General features: G+C 61.9%; 21 protein-coding genes and 1 tRNA gene. 9 read left to right on the top strand and 13 right to left on the bottom strand.

Annotated features, from left to right (window positions below):
* Positions 1–2: 2 nt before the first annotated feature.
* From CD175_RS02045 to CD175_RS02030, 4 genes are all read right to left on the bottom strand, one after another.
* On the bottom strand, positions 3–1,580 hold the full coding sequence (locus tag CD175_RS02045; protein ID WP_104447454.1) for an aldehyde dehydrogenase (NADP(+)): 1,578 nt from the start codon (positions 1,578–1,580) through the stop codon (positions 3–5).
* A gap of 108 nt (positions 1,581–1,688) precedes the next feature.
* Positions 1,689–2,636, bottom strand: a complete 948-nt coding sequence (locus CD175_RS02040) for a dihydrodipicolinate synthase family protein (RefSeq protein ID WP_104447453.1) — start codon at positions 2,634–2,636, stop codon at positions 1,689–1,691.
* 53 nt (positions 2,637–2,689) lie between these two features.
* Positions 2,690–3,616, bottom strand: coding sequence for a 4-hydroxyproline epimerase (locus CD175_RS02035; RefSeq protein WP_104447452.1), 927 nt, complete (start codon positions 3,614–3,616; stop codon positions 2,690–2,692).
* 39 nt (positions 3,617–3,655) lie between these two features.
* Entirely contained in the window at positions 3,656–5,314 is a 1,659-nt protein-coding gene (locus tag CD175_RS02030) for an APC family permease (protein ID WP_104447451.1), read from the bottom strand.
* Positions 5,315–5,501: 187 nt separating this feature from the next.
* Between CD175_RS02030 and CD175_RS02025 the strand changes: the two genes are divergently transcribed.
* From CD175_RS02025 to CD175_RS02015, 3 genes are all read left to right on the top strand, one after another.
* Positions 5,502–6,293, top strand: a complete 792-nt coding sequence (locus tag CD175_RS02025; protein ID WP_104447450.1) for an AraC family transcriptional regulator — start codon at positions 5,502–5,504, stop codon at positions 6,291–6,293.
* 77 nt (positions 6,294–6,370) lie between these two features.
* Positions 6,371–6,751: a RidA family protein gene (locus CD175_RS02020; RefSeq protein WP_007980523.1), complete on the top strand. Its 381-nt coding sequence runs from the start codon at positions 6,371–6,373 to the stop codon at positions 6,749–6,751.
* A 378-nt stretch (positions 6,752–7,129) separates the two neighbouring features.
* Positions 7,130–9,118: a peptidase U32 family protein gene (locus CD175_RS02015; protein ID WP_095967258.1), complete on the top strand. Its 1,989-nt coding sequence runs from the start codon at positions 7,130–7,132 to the stop codon at positions 9,116–9,118.
* Between the two features lie 41 nt (positions 9,119–9,159).
* Here the strand turns inward: CD175_RS02015 and CD175_RS02010 are convergent, their stop codons facing one another.
* Together CD175_RS02010 and CD175_RS02005 are read right to left on the bottom strand one after the other, a co-directional pair.
* The gene (locus CD175_RS02010) at positions 9,160–9,711 is read right to left on the bottom strand and encodes a hypothetical protein (RefSeq protein ID WP_167399491.1); all 552 of its coding nucleotides are present in this window, start codon (positions 9,709–9,711) and stop codon (positions 9,160–9,162) included.
* A gap of 135 nt (positions 9,712–9,846) precedes the next feature.
* Positions 9,847–10,275 carry a hypothetical protein gene (locus tag CD175_RS02005; RefSeq protein ID WP_104447448.1) on the bottom strand — a complete coding sequence of 143 codons (429 nt, stop codon included), beginning with the start codon at positions 10,273–10,275 and terminating at the stop codon, positions 9,847–9,849.
* Positions 10,276–10,597: 322 nt separating this feature from the next.
* Here CD175_RS02005 and CD175_RS02000 point away from each other — a divergent pair.
* Positions 10,598–10,672: transfer RNA gene (locus CD175_RS02000), tRNA-Gln, on the top strand.
* Positions 10,673–10,822: 150 nt separating this feature from the next.
* On the opposite strand, the gene CD175_RS01995 is transcribed toward CD175_RS02000, so the two are convergent.
* Positions 10,823–11,485, bottom strand: a complete 663-nt coding sequence (locus CD175_RS01995; RefSeq protein ID WP_104447447.1) for a glutathione S-transferase family protein — start codon at positions 11,483–11,485, stop codon at positions 10,823–10,825.
* Positions 11,486–11,641: 156 nt separating this feature from the next.
* Here CD175_RS01995 and CD175_RS01990 point away from each other — a divergent pair, with 156 nt between their 5' ends.
* Both CD175_RS01990 and CD175_RS01985 read left to right on the top strand, forming a co-directional pair.
* Positions 11,642–12,574, top strand: a complete 933-nt coding sequence (locus CD175_RS01990; RefSeq protein ID WP_104447446.1) for a GlxA family transcriptional regulator — start codon at positions 11,642–11,644, stop codon at positions 12,572–12,574.
* A 102-nt stretch (positions 12,575–12,676) separates the two neighbouring features.
* On the top strand, positions 12,677–13,651 hold the full coding sequence (locus CD175_RS01985; protein WP_104447445.1) for a nitrilase-related carbon-nitrogen hydrolase: 975 nt from the start codon (positions 12,677–12,679) through the stop codon (positions 13,649–13,651).
* 174 nt (positions 13,652–13,825) lie between these two features.
* Here the strand turns inward: CD175_RS01985 and CD175_RS01980 are convergent, their stop codons facing one another.
* On the bottom strand, positions 13,826–14,332 hold the full coding sequence (locus CD175_RS01980) for an HvfX family Cu-binding RiPP maturation protein (RefSeq protein ID WP_104447444.1): 507 nt from the start codon (positions 14,330–14,332) through the stop codon (positions 13,826–13,828).
* Between the two features lie 472 nt (positions 14,333–14,804).
* Between CD175_RS01980 and CD175_RS01965 the strand changes: the two genes are divergently transcribed.
* Positions 14,805–16,307, top strand: a complete 1,503-nt coding sequence (locus CD175_RS01965) for an aldehyde dehydrogenase family protein (RefSeq protein ID WP_104447443.1) — start codon at positions 14,805–14,807, stop codon at positions 16,305–16,307.
* Positions 16,308–16,368: 61 nt separating this feature from the next.
* Here the strand turns inward: CD175_RS01965 and CD175_RS01960 are convergent, their stop codons facing one another.
* Positions 16,369–17,028, bottom strand: a complete 660-nt coding sequence (locus tag CD175_RS01960) for a carbonic anhydrase (RefSeq protein WP_095967594.1) — start codon at positions 17,026–17,028, stop codon at positions 16,369–16,371.
* Between the two features lie 61 nt (positions 17,029–17,089).
* Entirely contained in the window at positions 17,090–17,557 is a 468-nt protein-coding gene (cynS, locus tag CD175_RS01955; RefSeq protein WP_104447442.1) for a cyanase, read from the bottom strand.
* Between the two features lie 123 nt (positions 17,558–17,680).
* Between cynS and cynR the strand changes: the two genes are divergently transcribed.
* A complete protein-coding gene (gene cynR, locus CD175_RS01950) occupies positions 17,681–18,562 on the top strand; it encodes a transcriptional regulator CynR (RefSeq protein ID WP_104447441.1) in 882 nt (293 codons plus the stop codon).
* A gap of 129 nt (positions 18,563–18,691) precedes the next feature.
* Here cynR and CD175_RS01945 read toward each other — a convergent pair whose 3' ends face one another.
* The 3 genes from CD175_RS01945 to CD175_RS01930 form a co-directional block, all read right to left on the bottom strand.
* Positions 18,692–19,021 (bottom strand): hypothetical protein, encoded by a 330-nt coding sequence (locus CD175_RS01945; RefSeq protein WP_043302583.1) that lies wholly within the window; start codon positions 19,019–19,021, stop codon positions 18,692–18,694.
* A 523-nt stretch (positions 19,022–19,544) separates the two neighbouring features.
* The gene (locus CD175_RS01935) at positions 19,545–20,048 is read right to left on the bottom strand and encodes a GNAT family N-acetyltransferase (protein WP_104447440.1); all 504 of its coding nucleotides are present in this window, start codon (positions 20,046–20,048) and stop codon (positions 19,545–19,547) included.
* A gap of 196 nt (positions 20,049–20,244) precedes the next feature.
* Positions 20,245–22,191 (bottom strand): DNA topoisomerase III, encoded by a 1,947-nt coding sequence (locus CD175_RS01930; protein WP_240628878.1) that lies wholly within the window; start codon positions 22,189–22,191, stop codon positions 20,245–20,247.
* Between the two features lie 258 nt (positions 22,192–22,449).
* On the opposite strand from CD175_RS01930, the gene CD175_RS01925 reads away from it, so the two are divergent.
* Complete coding sequence (locus CD175_RS01925) at positions 22,450–22,818, top strand: DUF427 domain-containing protein (protein ID WP_104447438.1); 369 nt, start codon at positions 22,450–22,452, stop codon at positions 22,816–22,818.
* Position 22,819 lies beyond the last annotated feature (1 nt).

Raw genomic sequence — 22,819 nt, 5'->3', positions numbered from 1 at the left:
GCCTAGGCTTCTCTCTGGCCGTCGAGCAGGCGACGCAACTGCAACGGGTTGCCGTGCTTGAGGGCGGCCGGCAACAGGGCGTCGGGGAAGTCCTGATAGCAGACCGGGCGCAGGAACCGCAGGATGGCGGCGGTGCCGACCGAGGTGCAGCGCGCATCGGATGTCGCCGGGAACGGGCCGCCATGGACCATGGCGTCGCACACCTCGACCCCGGTCGGCCAGCCATTGACCAACAGGCGCCCGGCCTTGCGTTCCAGGGTCGGCAGCAAGGCGCGGGCGCTCTCCACATCGCCGTCGTCCAGGTGCAGGGTGGCGGTCAGCTGGCCTTCAAGGTGTTCGAGGACCTGGCGGATTTCCTCGACGCTGGCGCATTGCACGATCAACGATGCGGCGCCGAACATTTCTGCCTGCAGCGCCGGGTTGGCGAGAAAGTCACGGGCCTGGGTGACGAACAGGTGGGCCTGGCACTGGTTAGGCGTTTCGCCCCGCAGGCCGGTGGCCACCGATTGCGCCTGGGCATGCTCGAGCAGCGTGCCGACACCGGTCTCGTAGGCGTTGAAAATGCCGGGCGTGAGCATGGTCTGCGCCGGGCTGCGTCGAACCTTATCCGCTGCTGCATGGATGAAGCGCTCAAGTGCCGGGCCTTGGCGGGCAATCACCAGACCTGGGTTGGTGCAGAACTGGCCGGCGCCTTGGGTGAGGGAGGCGACGAAGCCTTGCGCCAGTGTTTCGGCTCGCGATTGCAGGGCCGCCGGGAACAGTAACACCGGGTTGATCGAGCTCATTTCCGCATACACCGGGATCGGCTCTGGACGCGCCTGGGCCGCGCTGCACAAGGCCATGCCACCGCTGCGCGAGCCGGTGAAACCCACGGCCTTGATGCGCGGGTCGGTGACCAGGGCGATGCCCACTTCGCGGCCGGAGCCGAACAGCAGCGAGAACACGCCTTCGTGCAGCCCGCACAGTTTGACGGCGCGGGCCAGCGCCCGGCCCACCAGTTCACTGGTGCCGGGGTGCGCGCCATGGGCCTTGACGATCACCGGGCAACCGGCGGCCAGCGCCGACGCGGTGTCGCCGCCGGCAACCGAGAAGGCCAGGGGAAAGTTGCTGGCGCCGAACACCGCCACCGGGCCGAGCGGCACCTGACGTTGACGCAGGTCCGGGCGGGGCAGGGGCTGGCGCTCCGGCAGCGCGGAGTCGACCCGTACATCCAGCCATTCACCAGCTCGCACGGTGCGGGCAAAGGTGCGCAGCTGCTGGCAGGTGCGGCCGCGTTCACCCTGGATGCGCGGGCGTGGCAGGCCGGTCTCGGCCACGGCGCGGTCGATCAGCTCATCGCCGAGGGCTTCGATTTCGCTGGCGATGGTTTCGAGGAATTCTGCGCGGGCGTCCAGGGGTGTCGCGCGATAGCTGTCCAGGGCACTCCACGCCAGGGCGCAGGCCTGTTCGACGTGTTCGCTGCTGCCACCGTGATAGGCCGGTTCGAGGAGCAGATCAGTGGCCGGATCAATGCCGCGGATCGCTTCGCGGTTGCCGGAGATGGCCTGCTGGCCGATCAGCATGTTGCCTGTCAGAGTCATGGTCGTTCCTGAAAAAAAGAGGGGTGGCGTCTGCGAAGAAAAACGCCGTACCGCCGTGGGCGAAAATAAAAGCGGCGCACCCTGGCACGCCGCTGTACAGGCCGGACGTCAGGCGAAGTCCTGCTCCGCCGACCACTGCTCGTACCACTGGCGGAACAGCGCGTACTGGTTCTCGGCATAACGACGCTGGGCATCGCTGAGCGCATCGGTTTCGTTGAAGTGCAGGCTGTATTCCTTGTCGCCGTTGAGCACCATCAGGTGCTTGTAGTAGAGCACCAGGTCGCAGCCCTCATCGAAGGATGACAGCACGGCGAGTGCGGATTCCAGTTCCCGCGCCTGACGACGGGCCTTGGCATCGCCCTTGGCCGCTTGTTTGCTCAAGGCCACCAGGCGCAACACTTCGCGCGGCAGTGCGTTGCCGATGCCGGTGATGGCGCCGGTGGCGTTGCAGTTGACGAAGCCATGCACCACCTGGGTGTCGACGCCGACCATCAGGGTCACGTCATCGTCCTTGGAGGTGATGTGTTCGGCCGCGTAGCGCAGGTCGGCCGCACCGCCGAATTCCTTGAAACCGATCAGGTTCGGGTACTCGCGGCGCAGTTCGAAGAACAGATCGGCGCGGGTGGCGAAGCCGTAGTAAGGGCTGTTGTAGATCACCGCCGGCAGGCCAGGAGCCGCCTGGAGGATCGCGGCGAAATGGGCTTTTTGCGCGGTGGCCGAAGCACCGCGGGACAGCACGCGAGGAATGACCATCAAGCCATGGGCGCCGACCTTGGCCGCGTGTGCCGCATGGGACACCGCTTCGCGGCTGTTGACGGCACCGGTGCCGACGATGGTCGGCACGCCGGCGGCCACCAGGCGCGCCACGCCTTCCTGACGCTCGGCTTCGGTCAGCAGCGGCCAGTCGCCCATGGAGCCGCAATACACCACGGCGCTCATGCCGATGTCGATCAGCTCGCGACCCTTGGCCACCAGTGCGTCGAAGTCGGGCTTGCGCTCGGCGGTGCACGGGGTCATCAGGGCAGGGATGCAGCCAGTGAAAATGTTATCGCTCATTGTGTTGTCACTCCTTGAAGCGTTCATTCAGATTTAGGGAAGAGATGCGGGGCTCAGATGCCCCACGCAAAGGGATCCTGCTCGTCGATCAGCAAGGTGCTGTCGGCGGTCATGTAGGCGCGGCCGGTGATGAACGGGATGATGCGTTCGCCTTCCCATTCGAAACGGCCGACGAACTGGCTGGCGGTGATGCTGGCCTGGACCCAGCGTTCACCGGCGGCCAGTTTTCCGTCCGCCGCCAGGCACGCCAGTTTTGCGCTGGTGCCGGTGCCGCAGGGCGAGCGGTCGTAGGCCTTGCCGGGGCACATGACGAAGTTGCGGCTGTCGGCGTGGTCGTCCTCGGCGAACAGTTCGATGTGGTCGATCAGCGCGCCGTCTTCACCGTGGATGCCTTGATCCTGGAGGGCCTTGAGCATGGCCCAGGTGTACTCGGTGAGGAACTCGACGTTGTCCATCTGCAACGCCTGACCGTGGTCGGACACCAGGTAAAACCAGTTGCCGCCCCAGGCGATGTCGCCGTAGACGCGGCCATGTCCGGGCACGTCGACCGGCACCTGTTGGCGGTAGCGGTAGGCGGGCACGTTGCGCAGGGTGACGTTGCCATCCTCATGCAGCGTGGCGCTGACCGGGCCGACCGGCGTATCAATCTTGTGCTCGCCGGGCTGGATGTGACCCAGGTGATGCAGCGAGTTGACCAGGCCGATGGTGCCGTGACCGCACATGCCGAGGTAGCCGGCGTTGTTGAAGAAGATCACGCCGCAGGTGGCGTCCGGCGACACCGGTTCGCAATACAGTGCCCCCACCAGCACATCATTGCCACGGGGCTCCAGCAGGCAGGCGCGACGCCATGGGTCATGCTGCTCGCGAAAGGTGTCGCGCTTCTCGGCCATGGTCCGGCCAGCCAGCTGGGGCAAACCCGACATCACCAGGCGAGTCGGCTCGCCGCCGGTGTGTGAGTCAATCACCTGTACTTTTTTCATGAATCTATCCATTCGAAGAAGACGTTGATGGCCTGAATCTCAGCGTGAAGTCTGGTTCGCCACGCCGATCGGGCGTTGGCCGCGGAGCGTGTCGGCGAGTGTGTTGGTATGGCCGGGTTCGGTTTCGCTTTCCGCATCCTCGTCGTCCAGGCGAACCAGATGCGCCGGCACGCCGGTGGCCGCGCCCCAGTAGTAGATGCCCATCGCACAGGCCGCTACAACCAGGGTGTCGAAAGGGTGGGTGAGTACGCCCATGCCGCCGAAGCTGCCGAGCCAGGACAACACGATGGTCACGGCATAGAAGCCGATCAACCATGCCGAAGAGCGCACTTGCTGGGCCAGGCTCAGGTGTTGGGTCGGTACGAAACGACCGCACAGCAGGTACACCACGAACATCAGGATCTGCAGGCCGAGTAGCCAGGAGACGGTGCTCCAGCCGGACCAGTAGACGATCAGCGCGGCGATGATGAATGACAGCGGGCCGAGGACACCCATGCGCTTGACCTTGAACGGCCGCGGCATGTCCGGTGCATTGCGCCGCAGGGCTGCCACCGACACCGGGGCAACGGCGTAGCTCAGGACCAGCGCGGCGGAGACCACGTTGATCAGGGCTTCCCATGAAGGGAAGGGCAGGGTCCAGAACACCGACAGGGCAAAGGTCAGCCACAGCGCCGGACGCGGGATGCCGGACTTTTCGTCAATGCGGGTGAAGACCTTGAAGAAGGTGCCGGTCTGCGCCCAGCCGTAGATCACTCGCGGGGTGGCGTTCATGTAGATGTTGCCGCAGCCGCTGGGGGAGATCACCGCGTCGGCCACCACCAGATAAGCCAGCCAACCCACACCCAGTGCCAGGGCGATGTCGCGGTAGGGCAGGGCCAGTTCCTTGGCGACGCCGGCCCAGCCGTTGGCGAGCATTTCGGTGGGCACGCCGCCGAGGAATGCCACTTGCAACAGCACATAGATCGCGGTGGAGAGCAGCACGGAGAGGATCAGGGCAATCGGGATGGTGCGTTGCGGATTCTTCACTTCGCTGGCCACCGAGATGATCGGTGTCAGCCCCAGGTAGGCGAAGATGATGCCGCCGGCGGACACCGCCATCTCGACACCGGACAGCCCGAACGGCATGAAGCCCTGGGACTGGAAGTTCTGCGGTTTGAAGAAGGTGAACAGCACCCCGATCACCAGCAACGGCACGATGAACTTGAACAGGCTGATCAGGTTGTTGGCCTTGGCGAAGGTTTTCACGCTGTAGTAGTTGAGCATGAAGAACAGGCACAGCAAGCCGAACTGCACCAGCCAGCCAAGCGCCGTTGGATTGCTGGAACCGGCCTGGGTCAATGCGGGAAACCACGCCGCGGCGTACTGGCGCGCGGCGACCACCTCGATGGCCACCAGGCTGGAAAACGCGATCAGCGTGATGAAGCCCATCAGGTAACCCAACAGTGGGCCGTGGGAGTAAACCGGGTAGCGAATCACACCGCCGGCACGGGGCAATGCGGCGCCGAGTTCACAGTAGACGATGCCCAGCAGCAGCACCGCAAAACCGCCCAGCAGCCAGGAAAAAATCCCCGCCGGCCCCGCGATGGCGGACACGTGACTGGCCGCGAACAGCCAACCGGAGCCGAAGATCGCCCCCAGTCCGATAAACGTAAGGTCTATCAACGAAAGTTGTTTTTTGAACTTGCCTTGGCCTGACATGGCATCGCCTTCTTGTGAGTTATTGGATAGGCAGGTGTGCACTTCAAATCGCCCTGATCGGTTTTGCCGGGGAGGGCGGTGGCCATAGAGTGAACTTGGCGGCGTGCTCGCGATTGATGTTTTGCTTGGGTGTCGATGACGAAATCAGCACAATGGCAACTGTCTGATTTTTGCGAGGGGGCGGTTGATGACTCAGGATGCGTTTGCGCTGTTGTGCCAGGGCGACGACTCGAACCGCCCCGAATCCATCGAGCAACTGCTGGCCGGCGTTGCGCTACTGCTGCCCATGCTCGATGTCATTCCGAATGCGGCGATCTTCATCAAGGATGTGCAGGCGCGCTATGTCATGGCCAACCGCACGCTGGTGCAGCGCTGTGGCCTGAAGCAGCTCAAACCCTTGCTGGGGAAAACCAGCGCCGAGGTGTTTCCCGAGCAATTGGGGCCCGGTTACACCGAGCAGGACCGGCGGGTGCTGGAGCAGGGGTTTGTCCTGGAAGACCAGCTGGAACTGCATCTGTACGGCAGCCGCGAGCCGGGCTGGTGCCTGACCCATAAGCGACCCTTGTATAACCGCCGCAATGAAATCATCGGTCTGGCGGGGATCTCGGTCGACCTGCAATCGGCCAGCGACACGCACCCGGCGTACCAACGCCTGGCGGCGGTGGATGAACACATTCGCGCGCATTTCAACCGGCGCGTCACCCTCGGCGAGTTGACGCGCATCGCCGGGATTTCCGTGGCGCAACTGGAGCGCTACTGCAAGCGCGTGTTCCACCTGACGCCACGGCAGATGATCCAGAAGGTTCGCCTGGAGCATGCGCATCGGTTGCTCCACACCGACCTGCCGATCACAGACGTCGCCCTGCAATGCGGCTACACCGACCACAGCGCCTTCACCCGGCAGTTCAAGGCCTTGACCGGCTTCACCCCGCGCCAGTACCGCCAGGCCACCGGTCACGGGCAGGGGAGCGCGGATTAGCGACGCGCCGGGAATGGCCCTGTAAACTGACGGCGCAAAAGGCGCTCGCCTTACCCTTTCAAGCAAGAGAACTTCCAATGGCAAACCACGACCTGACCTTTACGCCTGACCTCGATGCCGATTCGATTTCCTCCGACGTCGTCGGTTTCGGCGGTGTGCTGGTCTCCACCCAGATCCCCACCCGTGCCGACGGCAGCCTGGAACTGGGCGACATCACCCTGCAAAGCGAATGCACCCTGCAAGCGTTGAAGGTCGCGCTGGAACGTGCCGGCAGCTCCATGGACCGCGTGATGCACCTGACCATCTACCTCACCGACATGGCCGACCGCGCCGCGTTCAACGAGGTCTACAAGCGCTACTTCGCCAAGCCGTGGCCGGTGCGCGCTGCTGTTGGGGTTGCCTCGTTGGCGGTTGAAGGCATGCGCGTGGAAGTGACCGCAATGGCGGCCAAGGCCTGACTGCAGCAACACACACACAAAACCCCTTGTGGGAGCGCGCCTGCTCGCGAAAGAGGTGTGTCAGTCGCCATCAATCTTGACTGTCATACCGTCTTCGCGAGCAGGCTCGCTCCCACAGGGGAAGTTGGGCATGGGCTAGATTTTTGGTCAACGCCGATCGAATGTAGGAGCGAGCTTGCTCGCGATGAACATAAGGGCGACGCGTGCATACAGAATGCCCGCGTCATCGTTAACGTCCATCGCGAGCAAGCTTGCTCCTACAGGGATTGAGGCTGGCCAGGCTTGCCCGAAACGCCACCGGGCAGCATACGGGTGCCGGTCGGGCGTTTCACCGCTACAATGCACGCCTCGACCGTGACAAGCCTGACTAAAAAAACTATGTCTTTGCCCAAACATCACCTGGAATTGCTCAGCCCTGCCCGCGATGTCGCCATCGCCCGCGAGGCTATCCTGCATGGTGCCGATGCCGTGTACATCGGCGGCCCGAGCTTCGGCGCCCGCCACAACGCCTGCAACGAGGTGAGCGAGATTGCCGAACTGGTGGAATTCGCCCGTCGTTATCACGCGCGGATCTTCACCACCATCAACACGATCCTGCACGACAACGAACTGGAGCCGGCCCGCCAGCTGATCCACCAGTTGTACGACGCCGGCGTCGATGCGCTGATTGTCCAGGACCTGGGTGTGATGGAGCTGGACATCCCGCCGATCGAACTGCACGCCAGTACCCAGACGGACATCCGCACCCTGGAGCGGGCGAAGTTCCTCGATCAGGCCGGTTTCTCGCAACTGGTGCTGGCCCGCGAGCTGAACCTCAAGGAAATCCGCGCCATCGCCGACGAAACCGACGCGGCCATCGAGTTCTTTATCCATGGCGCGTTGTGCGTGGCGTTTTCCGGCCAGTGCAACATTTCCCACGCGCAGACCGGGCGCAGCGCCAACCGTGGCGACTGCTCCCAGGCTTGCCGCCTGCCGTACACCCTCAAGGACGAAAAGGGTGGCGTGATCGCTTACGAAAAGCACCTGCTGTCGATGAAGGACAACAACCAGAGCGCCAACATCCGCGCGCTGGTCGAGGCGGGCGTGCGCTCGTTCAAGATCGAGGGCCGCTACAAGGACATGGGCTATGTGAAGAACATCACCGCCTACTACCGCCAGCGTCTCGACGACGTCCTCGAAGACCGCCCGGACCTGGCCCGTGCTTCCAGCGGCCGTACCGCGCACTTCTTCCTGCCCGACCCGGAAAAGACCTTCCACCGTGGCAGCACCGATTACTTCGTCACTGACCGCAAGATCGATATCGGCGCCTTTGACTCGCCGACCTTCACCGGTCTGCCGGTGGGTGTGGTCGAGAAGGTCGCCAAGCGTGACATGCAGGTCGTGACGCACGAGCCGCTGTCCAACGGTGACGGCCTCAACGTGCTGGTCAAGCGTGAAGTGGTGGGTTTCCGCGCCAACATCGCCGAACCCAAAGGCGAATTCGAGGAAGACGGCGAGAAGCGTTATCGCTATCGCGTCGAGCCCAACGAGATGCCGGAGGGGATGTACAAGCTGCGCCCCAACCATCCGCTGAATCGCAATCTCGATCACAACTGGCAGCAGGCGCTGCAACGGACCTCTGCCGAGCGTCGCATCGCCCTGAGCTGGGTCGCTCGCCTGCGTGAAGAACAGCTGGAGCTGACCGCGACCAGCGAGGAGGGCATCAGCGCCAGCGTCACGCTGGCCGGCCCGTTCGGCGCGGCCAACAAGCCGGAGCAGGCGCTGGAGCAATTGCAGGATCTGCTCGGCCAGCTGGGTACCACCCAGTACCACGCCATCGACATCAAGCTGGATGCGCCGCAGGCGTTCTTCATCCCGAACTCGCAGCTCAAGGCCTTGCGCCGCGAAGTGATCGAGGCCTTGACCCAGGCGCGGGTCGCCGCCCACCCGCGCGGCAGCCGTAAAGCCGAAACCACGCCGCCGCCGGTGTACCCGGATTCGCACCTGACGTTCCTGGCCAACGTCTACAACCAGAAGGCTCGCGACTTCTATCACCGCCACGGGGTCAAGCTGATCGACGCAGCCTACGAGGCCCACGAGGAAGCCGGCGAAGTGCCGGTGATGATCACCAAGCACTGCCTGCGTTTCTCCTTCAACCTGTGCCCGAAACAGGCCAAGGGCGTGACCGGCGTGCGCACCAAGGTCGCGCCGATGCAGCTGATTCACGGCGATGAAGTGCTGACGCTGAAGTTCGATTGCAAGCCATGCGAAATGCACATCATCGGCAAGATGAAGGGCCACATCCTCAACCTGCCGCAACCGGGCAGCGTGGTCGGTCACATCAGCCCCGAAGACCTGCTCAAGACCATCCCGCGCGCACCGCACTGAGTGACAGGCGAGCGCGCCGCAACGGCGCGCTCGCCGGTTGCTCAATACCCCGTGTAATTGAAGTAAACGACTGCCACGGCAACCGCGAGGCCAAAGGCTGCCAGGGCTTTTGCCTGTGCGCTTGCCTGAAATTCACTCGACGCCTGCTCAAGGGGTTGCGAGTACGCGGTGGGGTCCTGGCGGCGCTGCCGCATGGCCCGATAGCTGTAGCGCAAGCCGATCAGCAGGGACATGGCGATCAGGCCGAGGATCAGCCTGCGTATCGCCGGTCTTCCAGTGGCGGCCAGGCTGCCCTCGTGTTCACAGGCCGGACTTGCGAACTCCACCACGGAAATCGGTTGGTAGACCGCCGGGGACTGCTTTGCATCTTGCATCGCCGCCATCTGCTCCAGATCCAGTGCCTGATACTTCCACAGTGTCGACGATCCTTCCCGGCAGAAAGTGAACGCAACAGGGTTCGAGGCGCCGATGATGCACGCGTCGTTGATGCCGATTTTTTTCAGGGTTTGCGTCGCAGACCGGGTGAAGTCCAGTTCGAGGACAGGAATGACGCCGTTGGCAGACACCGCGACCGACACCAGCAGGCCCGCCATGGCGCAGAGCGTTGATATTTTCAAAGTATGGGCGTCCTCGTTTGTAGTTTTTTTTGTTTTAAACGCGGAGTCTGGTTGCAGCCTGTTCTTGCTGGAGTCTAGACGCTGGCGACAAATCCGGAGCGGCAGTCGACGCTATCCACAGGTCTCGAGGACGGCTTTTTCAGCTCGTTTGAATTCCTGTTTGATGTCGGTGGGGATGCGTTGCTTTTTGAGTTCCTGGCCGAGGAAGGGTTGATCGCTCCGGGAGTGGACCTCGGCGTCTTCGGCCGTTATCTGTGCTTCGATGGCGGCGGCGTGTTTGTCGATGACGGCATTGACCTCGGCTTCGTTCCTGGCCGTATCAAGTGCCAGGACCAACTGGCCGGCCTCGGCTTTTTCGGCCTCGGCATAGGCTTCGACCGTCAACCCGGAGGCCAGGGCCCGCGCCTGGGTTTCCAGACCGTTGAGATGCTCCCGGGCGGCCCGGCAGACCGTTTCCTGTCTCTGGCTCTCAATGTGCTCCCAGGTGTTCAGTCCATAAATCGCGGCCCCGACCACCAGGATGGTTGCAAAGGTGCCCATCAATTTGCCTTTCACATTTTGCGCCCTCTAATGGCAAAGGAGGGGTGTTGAGCAAACGATTTCCGATTCCGTCCCCTAAGGGAAAAGCGTAGCAGACGTGATCGGGCCAAATGTGCGCCGACCACTTCCCCGGGACTTGGCTGAACACTAAGCGTCTGTTTTAAAAAACAAATTGTTTTATTGGGGCTTCCCATACGAGTCAAAAGTTGGTAAATTGCCGCCCACTCTTGCACAGGCCCTCAGGGAGCCTGTCACGCAAGCAGGCAACAGCGCTTGTTGCCACTCAAGAAAGCGAGTGCCTGGCACTCATCGCAACAGATACAGGGGCGTCGCCAAGCGGTAAGGCAGCAGGTTTTGATCCTGCCATGCGTTGGTTCGAATCCAGCCGCCCCTGCCATTTTTTCTTCCTGCTCAATCAGAAAACACTCGGCCGGCGGTTGTTATTCGTCGATTCGCCGGTTTTTTGCGTTCGTTGTTCATGTCCCGGATGCTCCCTTGCGAACCAGCGTGCAGCCAAGGCTCGCGGGCGTTCTTTGTGCGCGTGCCTCTAGCGAAAGCGCTCCGGGATGGCCTCGGCAAACGGATACCAGGCAAACCAAGGCCTTGCCTCGTCGATCACTCGCTTGACCGAGGGCCTTTCGGTCAACCTGTCGAAATAAGCGCTCAAGTGACGATGATCGTCGGCAAAGGGGACGAGGGTGCTTGCGTAGAACAGCGCCGGGGCGGCGGCGCAATCGGCCATGCTGAATGCCGGACTGGCCACCCAGGTCTTTGCCGCCAGTTGCCGTTCAAGCAGGCCGTACGCCGTTGTCAGTGCGGCGCGCTCGCGGGTCAGCTCGCTGTTTGCGGCATTGATTCGGTCAGCGACGATTTTCTGCATCGGCACCTGGACGTGGAGGTCGAAAAAGCGATCCCACAGCCGCACTTCCAGGGCGGCTTCCCAATCGTGGGGAATCAGGTGTGCCGGGCCTGCATGAAGCCGGTCCAGATATTCAATGATCACACTCGACTCCGGCACATCCTTTTGCCGGGTGTGATCGCGAAGCACCGGAAACTTGCCGATCGGCCACAGCGCTTGAAGTTCGGCCCGGTCGGCGTCGTTGCCCAGGTCGATGACCCTTTTTTCAAACTCGATGTCCAGTTCATAGAGGGCGATCAGTGCTTTGTGGCAGAACGACGAGAGCGGGTGGAAATAAAGAGTCAGTGACATCCTTCCATTCCTCGGTGAGATGCAAACCGCTTCATTATCCGTCGCCATCGGCCGATGCGCGAGGCGCTCCATCAAGATGTGCGGTGCTGGCTGTTCGGGTTAGAGTGCAGATCCTGGCCTGAATATCAGGCATGCCACGTTCAGGGACATACCGCCATGCACCAGATCGGACTCATTGTTTATCCCGGTTTTCAGGTTCTGGGCCTGGCCATGTGTGCCGCCTTCGAATTGGCCAACAGTGCCGGTGACGAGCCGTTGTACCGCATTGCCTTATTGTCCGAGCCGGGTGGCTTGGTGCAAACCTCCGCCGGTTTTGCTGTGCAGACCGAAGCGTTCGACCAGCGCGCGTTCGATACGCTGCTGGTCCTGGGCGACAACCTGATCCGCCCGACCACTGCGGGCATGTTGGCGTTTTTGCGCCGCGCCAGTCACGGCACCCGACGCCTGGGCTCGATTTGCACAGGGGCGATTGCTTTGGCGGAGGCCGGTTTGCTTGATGGTCGGCGGGCGACCACCCACTGGGCGCATGTGCCGGCCTTTCGCAAGGCGTACCCGAGCGTGAAGGTCGAGCAAGACCGGATCTTCGTCAATGATGGTCATCTGTGGACGGCGGCGGGCATGAGCGCGTGCGTGGACCTGGCGTTGGCGCTGGTGGAGCAGGATCTGGGCGCCGACCTTGCACGCAAGGTGGCGCGGCAGTTGGTGGTGTACCACCGACGTTCCGGCGGACAGTCGCAGTTTTCAGTGATGCTGGAACTGGCCCCCAAGACCGATCGGATTCAGGCCGCGCTGAACTACGCCCGGCAGAATCTCAAGTCCGCGCTGTCGGTCGAGGAGCTGGCCAGCGCGGCCAATCTCAGCCCCCGGCAATTCAGTCGGGTGTTTCATGCCGAAACCGGCCAGTCTCCGGCCAAGGCCATCGAACGCCTGCGGGTCGAGTCGGCCCGGTTGATGATGGAAACCGGACGTCATTCCATCGATGTGGTGGCGACGGACACGGGGTTTGGTGACCGGGAGCGGATGCGTCGTGCTTTCATTCGTGCCTTCGGGCAGCCGCCGCAGGTGATTCAGCGCGCCAGTCGGGATTGATTTGTTGATGTCCTGAAAAGTGGTGTATACGACATTCAAGACTTTATATTATAGGCGTAATCTTGATCTCGTTGAAACCATTCCCTCAGTGAGATCACCGCCATGACCATTGTCAAAGCCGCCGCCGTACAAATCAGTCCCGTTCTTTACAGCCGTGAAGGCACCGTCGACAAAGTGGTGCAGAAGATTCTCGAACTCGGTGAACAGGGCGTGCAATTTGCCGTGTTCCCGGAAACCGTCGTGCCGTACTACCCGTACTTTTCCTTCGTACAGTCGCCGTTCGAAATGGCCGCCGAACACCTCAAGCTGCTGGACCAGGCTGTCACCGTGCCTTCGCCCGCCACCGATGCCATCGGCGCTGCGGCCAGGCAAGTCGGCATGGTCGTGTCCATCGGCGTCAACGAGCGTGATGGCGGCACGCTGTACAACACGCAGTTGCTGTTCGATGCCGACGGCTCGCTGATCCAGCGTCGCCGCAAGATCTCCCCGACCTACCATGAACGCATGATCTGGGGCATGGGCGACGGCTCCGGCCTGCGGGCCGTCGACAGCGCGGCAGGGCGCATCGGGCAACTGGCCTGCTGGGAGCATTTCAACCCGCTGGCCCGTTATGCCTTGATGGCCGATGGCGAACAGATCCATGCGGCGATGTACCCGGGGTCGTTTGCAGGTCCCCTGTTCGCCTCGCAAATGGAAGTCAGCATCCGCCAGCATGCCCTGGAGGGCGCGTGCTTTGTGGTCAACTCCACGGCATGGCTGTACCCCGAGCAACAGGCGCAGATCATGGCGGATACCGGCTGCGCCATCGGCCCGATCTCCGGCGGCTGCTTTACCGCGATCATCAGCCCGGATGGCACGGTGCTGGGTTCGTTGCAGGAAGGTGAGGGCGAGGTGATCGCCGACCTCGACATGGGCCTGATCGACAAGCGCAAACGCATGATGGATTCCCGCGGTCACTACAGTCGCCCGGAACTGCTGAGCCTGCTGATTGACCGTACACCGCACGCCCATGTGCATGAACGCAGTGCGCATCCGACGCTGGCCGAACAGATGGGGATGGAGGAATTGATTGGGTAGGCTGTTCACGTATTTGCGGGGAACACCGATATCTGTAGGAGCGAGCTTGCTCGCGATGGAGGTCAACGATGATGCGGGGAGCCTGACACCCCGCGGTGCTCTCAGGTTTTTCGCGAGCAGGCTCGCTCCTACAGATATTTCGTAATCTGTGTGTCCCGGTGAAGCCCCCTTTTTTCAGCGACGCCAGAAGTAACGCGCCAGCAGTGCGTCGAGGCTGAGCTTGCCGGCACCGGACAGCAACAGCGGAGTGAGGGCCACAAGGTAGATCAAGGGCAGTTTGAAGTTGCCGTAACCCTTGTTGCTGATGGCGTAACCTTGGGCAAGTTCACTCAGGGTGTGCCAGTCGGCGGGCCAATGCACGGCGGCGGTGGCGACGACGGTCACCACCATCAGGCTCAACGCCGAGAAGCGTGTGCCAAGGCCCACCAGCAAGGTCATGGCGAAGATCAGTTCGGCCCACATCGACAGTTCCCAGTTCAGCGTCGCCGAAAGGTGGTCGAACGGAAACGGGAAGCGCTCCTGGATATCGGCGAACCAGTTCTGGCCGTTGAATTTTTCCAGGCCCGACTCGAGGAATTCCCAGGCAAGGAACACTCGCAGCGCCAGGGGCGCAACCCAGTTGCCGGCGCGGTCTAGGTTCAGGTTCAGGCCTTTGACGGCCGAGGAAAGGGTGGTGTTCATGGACGATGATCTCCTTCAGGTCGGGGAGGCGCGGCAAGGGCATGCCCCGTGAGTTGAGCGCTTTGATCGGCGTGGCCAATCGACAGGCGTATTTCATCAACGGGGTGTATCTGCGGTGTGTCGTTGGGGTGGGGTTTTGCGTGCGGGGTGTGTCCGGGGCGGGGCTGTATACATTGAGATACGTAAGTGCACAACCCGTGTGGGAGCGGGCTTGCTCGCGAAGGCGGTGTGTCAGTCGACATCAATTCTGACTGTCCTGCCGCTATCGCGAGCAAGCTCGCTCCCACAGTGGATGTTGGTCGTGGGCTGGATTTGGTCGACGCCAAACAAATGTGGGAGCGAGCTTGCTCGCGATAGCGGAGTGTCAGGCGCTATTGATGTTGGATGGAATGGCCTCTTCGCGAGCAGGCTCGCTCCCACAGGGAAATTGCTATACATTTTCCGGCCGCCCCCTGCATGGTGAAACCGCTTCATGTCTCTCGCGCTCGAACGTCTAGTCGCTGGTACGCCCATCCCTTTCGCCGGCAATCGTGTCACTGTCGTCAGCCCCGAACTGGCGCAACGCTTCCAGCCCGGTGATCACCTGCTGGTGGAGCAGGTCAGCGGCGAGTTGTTGTTGATCCCCGTGGCGGACCAGCAAGCGGCCAATGTCGCGATCGAGCGCGCCCAGGCGGCGTTTACCGCGCTGTCGGCGGTGTCCGATCAAGCGATCAGCGCCTTCTTCGACCTGTTTGCCCAGCGCCTGGAAACCCCGGAATGCTGGACCTTGATCGAGGCCGCCAACCTGGCCGACATTGAACGGGCCAAGGCGCGCGGTCGCTCGACCACCCGGTTGCTGGCCGATGAGCGCATGCGTCGCGACATGATCGCCGGCCTGCGCGCGTGGCGTGATGCAGCGGCCAGTCGTGGCAAGGTGATCAGCTGCGTCGAACACGATGGCTGGAAAGTCGAGCAAGTGGTCTCGCCGTTGGGCATTGTCGCGTTCGTCTTCGAAGGCCGGCCGAATGTGTTTGCCGATGCGGCCGGTGTGTTGCGCACTGGCAACACCGCCGTACTGCGCATCGGCAGCGATGCGTTGGGCACGGCCCAGGCGATCGTTACCCATGCACTGAACCCTGCACTGAGCGACGCCGGCTTGCCGGCCGGTGCGGTGTCGCTGGTGGAAAGCGTCAACCACGCCGCCGGTTGGGCGATGTTCGCTGACCGGCGCCTGTCATTGGCGGTAGCCCGTGGTTCGGGTCGCGCCGTCAGCCAGTTGGGCAGCATCGCGCAGCAGGCCGGCACGGCGGTCAGCCTGCACGGCACCGGTGGCGCCTGGCTGATCGCCAACGCCGATGCCGACGCCCAGCGCTTTGCCGCCGTGGTGCGCAACTCCCTGGACCGCAAAGTCTGCAACACCCTGAACGTCTGCCTGATCCACCGCGACCGCGCCGCTGAACTGGTGCCGCTGTTCCTCGATGCACTCAAGCAGGCCGGTACTGCGCGGGGGCAGGGCTGCAAGCTGCACATCGTTGAAGGCAGCGAGTCGAACCTGGCGCAAGACTGGTTGACCGCAACGGTGGAGGTGTACCGCGCTGAAGGCTATCAGACCGAAGCCCAGGCCGAGCCGTTGCCGGAAGATCAATTGGGCCGCGAATGGGAGTGGGAAGAAACCCCGGAAGTCAGCCTGAAAATCGTCGACGACCTGGACAGTGCCATTGCCTTGTTCAATCGCTACAGCCCGCAGTTCACCGTGTCCTTGATCAGTGAAAGTGCCGAGGCCCAGGAGCGTTTCTACAACGCGGTCAACGCGCCTTTTGTCGGCAATGGCATCACCCGTTGGGTCGACGGCCAGTACGCGTTGAACAAGCCGGAACTGGGCCTTTCGAACTGGGAGAGCGGGCGCCTGTTTGCGCGCAGCGCGATTCTCTCGGGTGATGGCGTGTTCACCATTCGTAGCCGCATGACCCAGATCGATCTGGGCGTCAAACGCTGAGGCAGCGGAACCAGTGACCGCTGCAAGGGCGGTCACTTTTTTCAACAACCGGTGGTTCCGGTCAAGCGGCTTTGATCGCCTTGGCCGATACCGCACAAGTGCCCGGATGCTCGACCAGCGACACAAAGCTGCGACTGTCGGCATCCAGCGCGTCGATCGAGCCGGTCTCGATGTCGTACACCCAGCCATGCAGGTTCAACAGGCCTTTTTCCTGGGCCAGTCGCACGCTCGGGTGCGTCTGGATGTTGGCCAGTTGGGCGATGACGTTCTCCCGCACCATCGAACTGACCTTGGCCGCTTCACTGGCGTGTGGCCGGGCTTCGTTGATCACTTTCGCCGACTCGGCGTGTTGCAGCCAGCCGCTGACGGCGGGCAGGTGATCCATGCAGGTGCACTTGGCCACCGCGGTCATGGCGCCGCAGTCCGAATGGCCGCAGATCACGATGTCGGTGACGCCGAGCACCGCGACGGCGTATTCGACCGTGGCTGATACGCCACCCGGATGCGGGCTGTAGGACGGCACGATGTTGCCGGCGTTGCGGATCACGAACAGTTCACCGGGCTCTTGCTGGGTCAACAGTTCCGGCACGACACGACTGTCGGAGCAGGTGATGAACAGCGTGCCCGGATGCTGGGTGGTGGCCAGGTGCTTGAACAGGTCGGTGCGTTGCGGAAAGGCTTCTTTCTGGAACTTCAGGAAACCGTCGATGAGCGCTTTCATGATCGAGTCCTCATGGGTGAGCAGGTTTCGGCCCGCACGGGGCGTGCGGGCCGGTAGCAACTTAGAAAGGACGCAGCGGCAGGAACTTGCCGTCGAGGGTGATGACGGCGCGGGAGCCGCCTTCCGGATCTTCGACTTTCTTCATGTCGAGCTTGAAGTTGATCGCGCTGATGATGCCGTCGCCGAACTGCTCATGAACCAGGGCTTTGAGGGTGGTGCCATAGATCTGGATCATTTCGTAGAAGCGGTAGATGGTCGGGTCGGTCGGCACACCCGAGAGGCTGCCGCGCAGCGGGATGATCTGCAACCGGGTCACGGCATCGGCGTCCAGTTCGAGTTTGTCGCCGACCACTTTGGCGGCGCTTTCCGGCAGCGGGTGTTGACCGAGCAGGGCGGCGGTGACGTAGGCCAGGCTCAAGCCGGTGCCATCGGCGAGGTCCTGCCACGACAGGTTCTTGCGCGCCTTGGCATCAAGGACAGAAGTGGTCAGGGCCAGGCTTGGGTCGTTGTGGGCGTGGGACTGTTGCATGGTGATTCTCCTATCGGGAGTGGCGTTGCTTGGGTGTGGGGCCATCTTCTGCCGATCCATCCATAGCGTCCAAGACCGATATACAATGCAAAGCATAAGCGCTGCCTATAGATGGAGAGACCGATGTTGCTTCGCCATTTGCGTTACCTGCTGGCGGTAGCCGACCAGGGTGGTTTCACGCGCGCCGCCGAAGTGCTGCATGTGTCCCAGCCGACCTTGTCGCAGCAGATCCGCCAACTGGAAGAATCACTGGGGGTGAGCCTGTTCGACCGCACCTCGCGCACGGTCAGGCCCACCGATGCCGGCCAGGCTTACATTGAATGCGCGCGGCGGGTACTGGTGGAACTGGAGGCGGGCAAGCGTGCGTTGCATGATGTGAAGGATTTGTCCCGCGGCACCTTGCGCCTGGCCATGACGCCAACTTTCATGGCTTATCTGGTAGGGCCGCTGGTGCGCGACTACGTGGCGCGCTACCCGAACATCCACCTGGAGATTTTCGAGTTGTCGATGGACGGGATCGAAGCCGGGCTGGCGGATGATTCGTTGGATATCGCGATTGCGTTTGATCAGGTGCGCAGCGCCGACATCGAATCGATCCCGGCGTTTACCGAGACCTTGGGGTTGATGGTCGGGCGCGATCATCCGCTTTACGAGCATCAGGACGCGTTGTCCGCGCAAGAGGTGGCTCAACTTGAGTTTGCGCTGCTGACCCCGGATTACATCACTCGCACATGCATCGATGAGTTTTTCGCTGAGGCGCAGATCACGCCCAAAGTGGTGATTGAAGTGAACTCGGTCAACACGCTGCTGGAAGTCATCCGGCACTCCACCATCGCCACCATCCTGCCGGAACCCATCGCCACTCAGGATCGGGCACTGCGCAAGCTTTCCATGCAGGGGGAGGCGCCTGAACGCGGGGCCGCGTTGCTGCGGCGCAAGAACAACTACCACAGTGCGGCGTCGGTGGCGTTTGTGGATCTGGTGTTGGGGTCTGATCTTTTCTGATCACCGCGAACCCTTGTGGGAGCGAGCAGGCTCGCTCCCACAGTTGATCTTCGTTCAGGCATAAAAAAAGGCCTGCTCCTTATTGGGAGCAGGCCCTGTTTTTCAATCAGTCAGTGACGACTCATTCAATTAGTAGAACCGGTCAATCACCCGAACTTCGTTCTGATTCTGCATCGAGGCCCAGGCCTGTTTCAGGGTTTGCAGAACATTACCGATGAAGTCCTTGTCGGCCGCTGCCTTCTTGCCGACATAGCCCTGGCCGCGACGGTACATCTTCAGTCGGGCGAGCAGGTTCTGGTTGTTCTGGTCGAACTCTGCTTCGTGGGCGTGCGGCGACAGGCAGTCGATATGAACCTGGCCACACTTGCTGATCCAGAGAATATGGCTGTCGTGGCTGTCTTTCTTTGCAGCGAACATACGAGCCAGTTCATCGATAGTTGGTTGATTGTTCAGATTCATCATAAAGCCCCTTGACCAATTGGTGATCTTTCAAAGTTGATTCGCTAATACAGGTAGCCCATCGGTTAGTTGATCCCTGGCACCGAAACCAGGACGTCAGCGTTCGACCGCCTTATCGGGCGGGGTCCTGCGTCTGTTGCATGTAGTCGTGTTGAATAACTGCTACGCAAAAGCGTCACAACGAAGAGAAGCGGCGAAAACCTTAAGGCCACTGCCGACATTTTCAGGGTCGGCCACAAGCATCATGAGGATTGCTCGCCAAGACTTCTCGCCCTTGTACTGGACGTTCAGGCCAGGTCAGCTTCTTCAATCTGCCTTGTGGGCAGCGTGTATCCGGGAAAAACAGCTCGGCGGTCAGACGAGCTTGCTCAAACGTGTTGCCTGTACTCCCGATCGGGGAGACGTCTGCATCATGCAAGGGCAAAACGGAGGCGTCAACGGTTTTGTAGTGATTATTTTCAGTCACTACATATTGTCGGACAAAGCTGTTCGGAATTAGCGAGGGGAGACGAGGGCGTGTCGATCAGGACGACAAAGGCGGACACGCAAAGCGGTAAAAAGTGCAGGGATGACCGTCTACCACCTGCTGATGCAAGGTGAACGCGCCAACGCCGAGCCCCGGCATCACGGTGGCCCAGAACAGTCGTGCCGGCTGATTCGCCTCGAGATGGAAAATCTGCCATTGACCGGGTAATTGGCTCAAGAGGGTGGAAACGACAAATCGCGCGACACCCCGGCCACGGAAGCGTCGACTGACAAACAGATAGCCGATGTTGTAGTCGGCGCCGGGGAGATGAATCCGGTTATCGACGGTCACGAACCCGGCCAGTTCCCCGTCGACCTTGATCAGGAAAGGTCGGGTGGCCGGGTGTCGCCAGTACTCCGGCATGGGCAGGATGTTGAAGAATCCGGATTCACCCAGCTTTAGCGGCAGCCATTCGCTGAAGTCGTAGGTGTAGAACTGCATCAGGTTTTCGATGGTTTCCAGTTCGTCGCGTTGGGCGGCGTGCAGTTCTATTGAAGACATACGGGGGGTGGCTCCTGATCGGTCAAGGGACACCATAGATTATGGTCGGCGTCGCACGATCCGTGGCGAGGGAGCTTGCTCCCGCTGGACCGGTCCGCGTTCGGGCGCAGCAGGCCCATTCATTTTGTTAGGGAGTGGGGCCGCTCTGCGGCCCAACGGGAGCAAGCTCCCTCGCCACAAAGGCTCAGTGTCAGGTCTACGTTTTGCTTGCCGGTTTTGCCCTGCGCTTGGTGCCGCTCGCTGGCTTGCGCGGAGCGCTCTTGCGCTTTTTCTTCCAGGGGGCTGCGGCGGATCCGCTGGGCGGCGGACCGCTGATGGTCAGGCTCAGTCCGGCGCAACGGCTGACCTGCTTGCTCATCCACGCCGCCTGTTTGGTGACGAACTCCTCAAGGCTCATTTCCCCGCTTTGCACCATATCCAGGGCCTGTTCCCAGATCGCTGTAGTCCCCGGGTCGGCGATGGCCCGTGGTACGGCGTCGATCAGGCTGAACGCGGCCGGCGTGGCGGCCAGGGCTTTGCCGTTCTTGACCAGATAACCACGGTCGAGCAGGCCCTGGATGATCGACGCACGGGTCGCTTCGGTGCCGATGCCGGTGGTGTCCTTGAGTTTTTGCTTGAGCAGCGGGTCTTCCACCAGTTTGGCGACGTTCTTCATGGCCTTGATCAGATCGCCTTCGGTGAACGGCTTTGGCGGTTGCGTCCAGAGGTCCTTGAGTTGCACGCCGGCCACTGCGCAATCGATGCCTTCGGCCAGGTTGGGCAGTGTCTGTGGCGCTGGAGCTTCGCGTCCCCTGGTCGCAGCCAATGCCTCGGGCAGGGCGCGTTTCCAGCCCGGTTCGATGATCTGCTTGCCGACAGCGCGCAAGGCTTCGCCTGCGCAATCGAAGTCGGCCTGGGTGCGGTCGTATTCGTGATTGGGCAGGAACTGCGCCAGATACCGCGCGCGGATCAGCGTGTAGACCGCGCGCTGCTTGCCTGCCAGCTTGTCGAGGTTCTTCGCCGCAGCGGTGGGGATGATGCCGTGGTGAGCGCTGACCTTGGCATCGTTCCAGGCCCGTGAGCGCCGTTGCGGATCAAGGTGATCGTGCAAGGCGTTCAACGCCGGGTCGGCCTGGCGCAGCGCCGCCAGAATGGCCGGTGCCTCGCTGTGCTGGCTGAGGGGCAAGTAGCCGCAATCACTGCGCGGATAGGTGATGACCTTGTAGGTTTCGTACAGCGCTTGGGCGATGTCCAGGGTTTCCTGGGCGCCGAGGCCGAGTTTCTTTGAGCAGACCTCCTGCAGGGTGCCCAGATCGAACGGCAGCGGGGCCACTTCGCGCATCCGTTCGGTGCGCAACTTGATCACCCGCGCACTGGCCGCGCCGCGCATGGCGTCTGCCGCTTGTCGTGCCAGCGCCTGATTCAGGCAGCGGTCCTGATCGTCGCAAACCTCGGATGCCGCGCGCCATTGCGCGGTGAACGGGGTGCCGTTGTGCAGCAGTTGCACATCGATGGCCCAATAGGGGACGGGCACAAAGTCGGCGATGTTGCGATCGCGATCCACCACCAGGCGCAAGGTCGGCGTTTGCACCCGGCCCACCGGCAGCACGCCTTGATAGCCGGACTGGCGCCCCAGCAAGGTGAACAGCCGGCTCATGTTCATGCCGATCAACCAGTCGGCCCGGGAACGCCCGAGGGCCGAGTGATAGAGGCTGAACGTCTCGTTGCCCGGTTTGAGTGCCGCGAGGGCCTTGCGGATGGACGCATCATCCAGGGCCGACAACCAGAGGCGGCGGATCGGCCCGCGATAGCGGCAATGCTCCACCAGTTCCCGGGCGATCATCTCGCCCTCACGGTCGGCGTCCGTGGCAATGATCAGTTCGGATGCTTCACCGAGCAGGCGCTTGACTGCCTTGTATTGGCTGGCGGTGCGTGGCTTGACGGTCATTTTCCACTTTTCGGGAATGATCGGCAGGTCGGCCAGTACCCAGCGCTTGTAGCGCGCGTCATAGGCATCCGGCGGTGCGGTTTCCAGCAGGTGGCCGATGCACCAGGTCACCGTGACGTCTGTTCCCAACCAACAGCCATCGCCCCGGCGCCGGGCGCCGAGGACGGCCGCAATGTCTTTGGCCTGGGAAGGTTTTTCACAGAGGTACAGCCGCATAACCACCATCGTCGATCTATGTGTCAGGGGTGCACAGAATGGCGCTTGATGGACGATGGAGCAATCTTTATCTGTATGGATGTACAGCTTTGTGTGTCGCTCCCGTTCGGCTGCGAAGCGGTCGCGAGGGTAAAACTTGGGTTATACCTGATAAATCGTGGTTTCAGGTTTTGGGGCGGCTGCGCAGCCCATCGCGGGCAAGCCACGCTCCCACATCATCGAGTTGCAGGTCCATTACCGTCATGAGGAAGGTTTTCCATGAAAAGCTCCGGTCCTAGCCCTGTCATCACCATCGCCGAGCAGCCTGGCTGTCTGCTGGTAAAGTTTCACGGCATACAAGTGGCCGCTTCGGCGCGGGCCCTGGTCTTGCTGGAGGCCAACTACCCACCGGTGTACTACGTGCCGCGAGAGGATATTGACGAGAAATATTTCGCCCGCACCGACCACACCAGCTATTGCCCGTACAAGGGCGATGCGAGTTATTTCAGTTTGCAGGTGCCGGGGCATGAGAGTGCCAATGCCGTGTGGAGTTATGAGAACCCCAAGATATCGGTGCAGCAGATACGCGAATACGTGGCGTTCTACCCGGATCAGGTGAAGTTCGAGTTGCTTGACTCCGAGGTCTGAT

It is taken from the genome of Pseudomonas laurylsulfatiphila (genome assembly GCF_002934665.1).
Taxonomy (GTDB): domain Bacteria; phylum Pseudomonadota; class Gammaproteobacteria; order Pseudomonadales; family Pseudomonadaceae; genus Aquipseudomonas; species Aquipseudomonas laurylsulfatiphila.
This window is presented reverse-complemented; position numbering and strand designations above follow the sequence as displayed.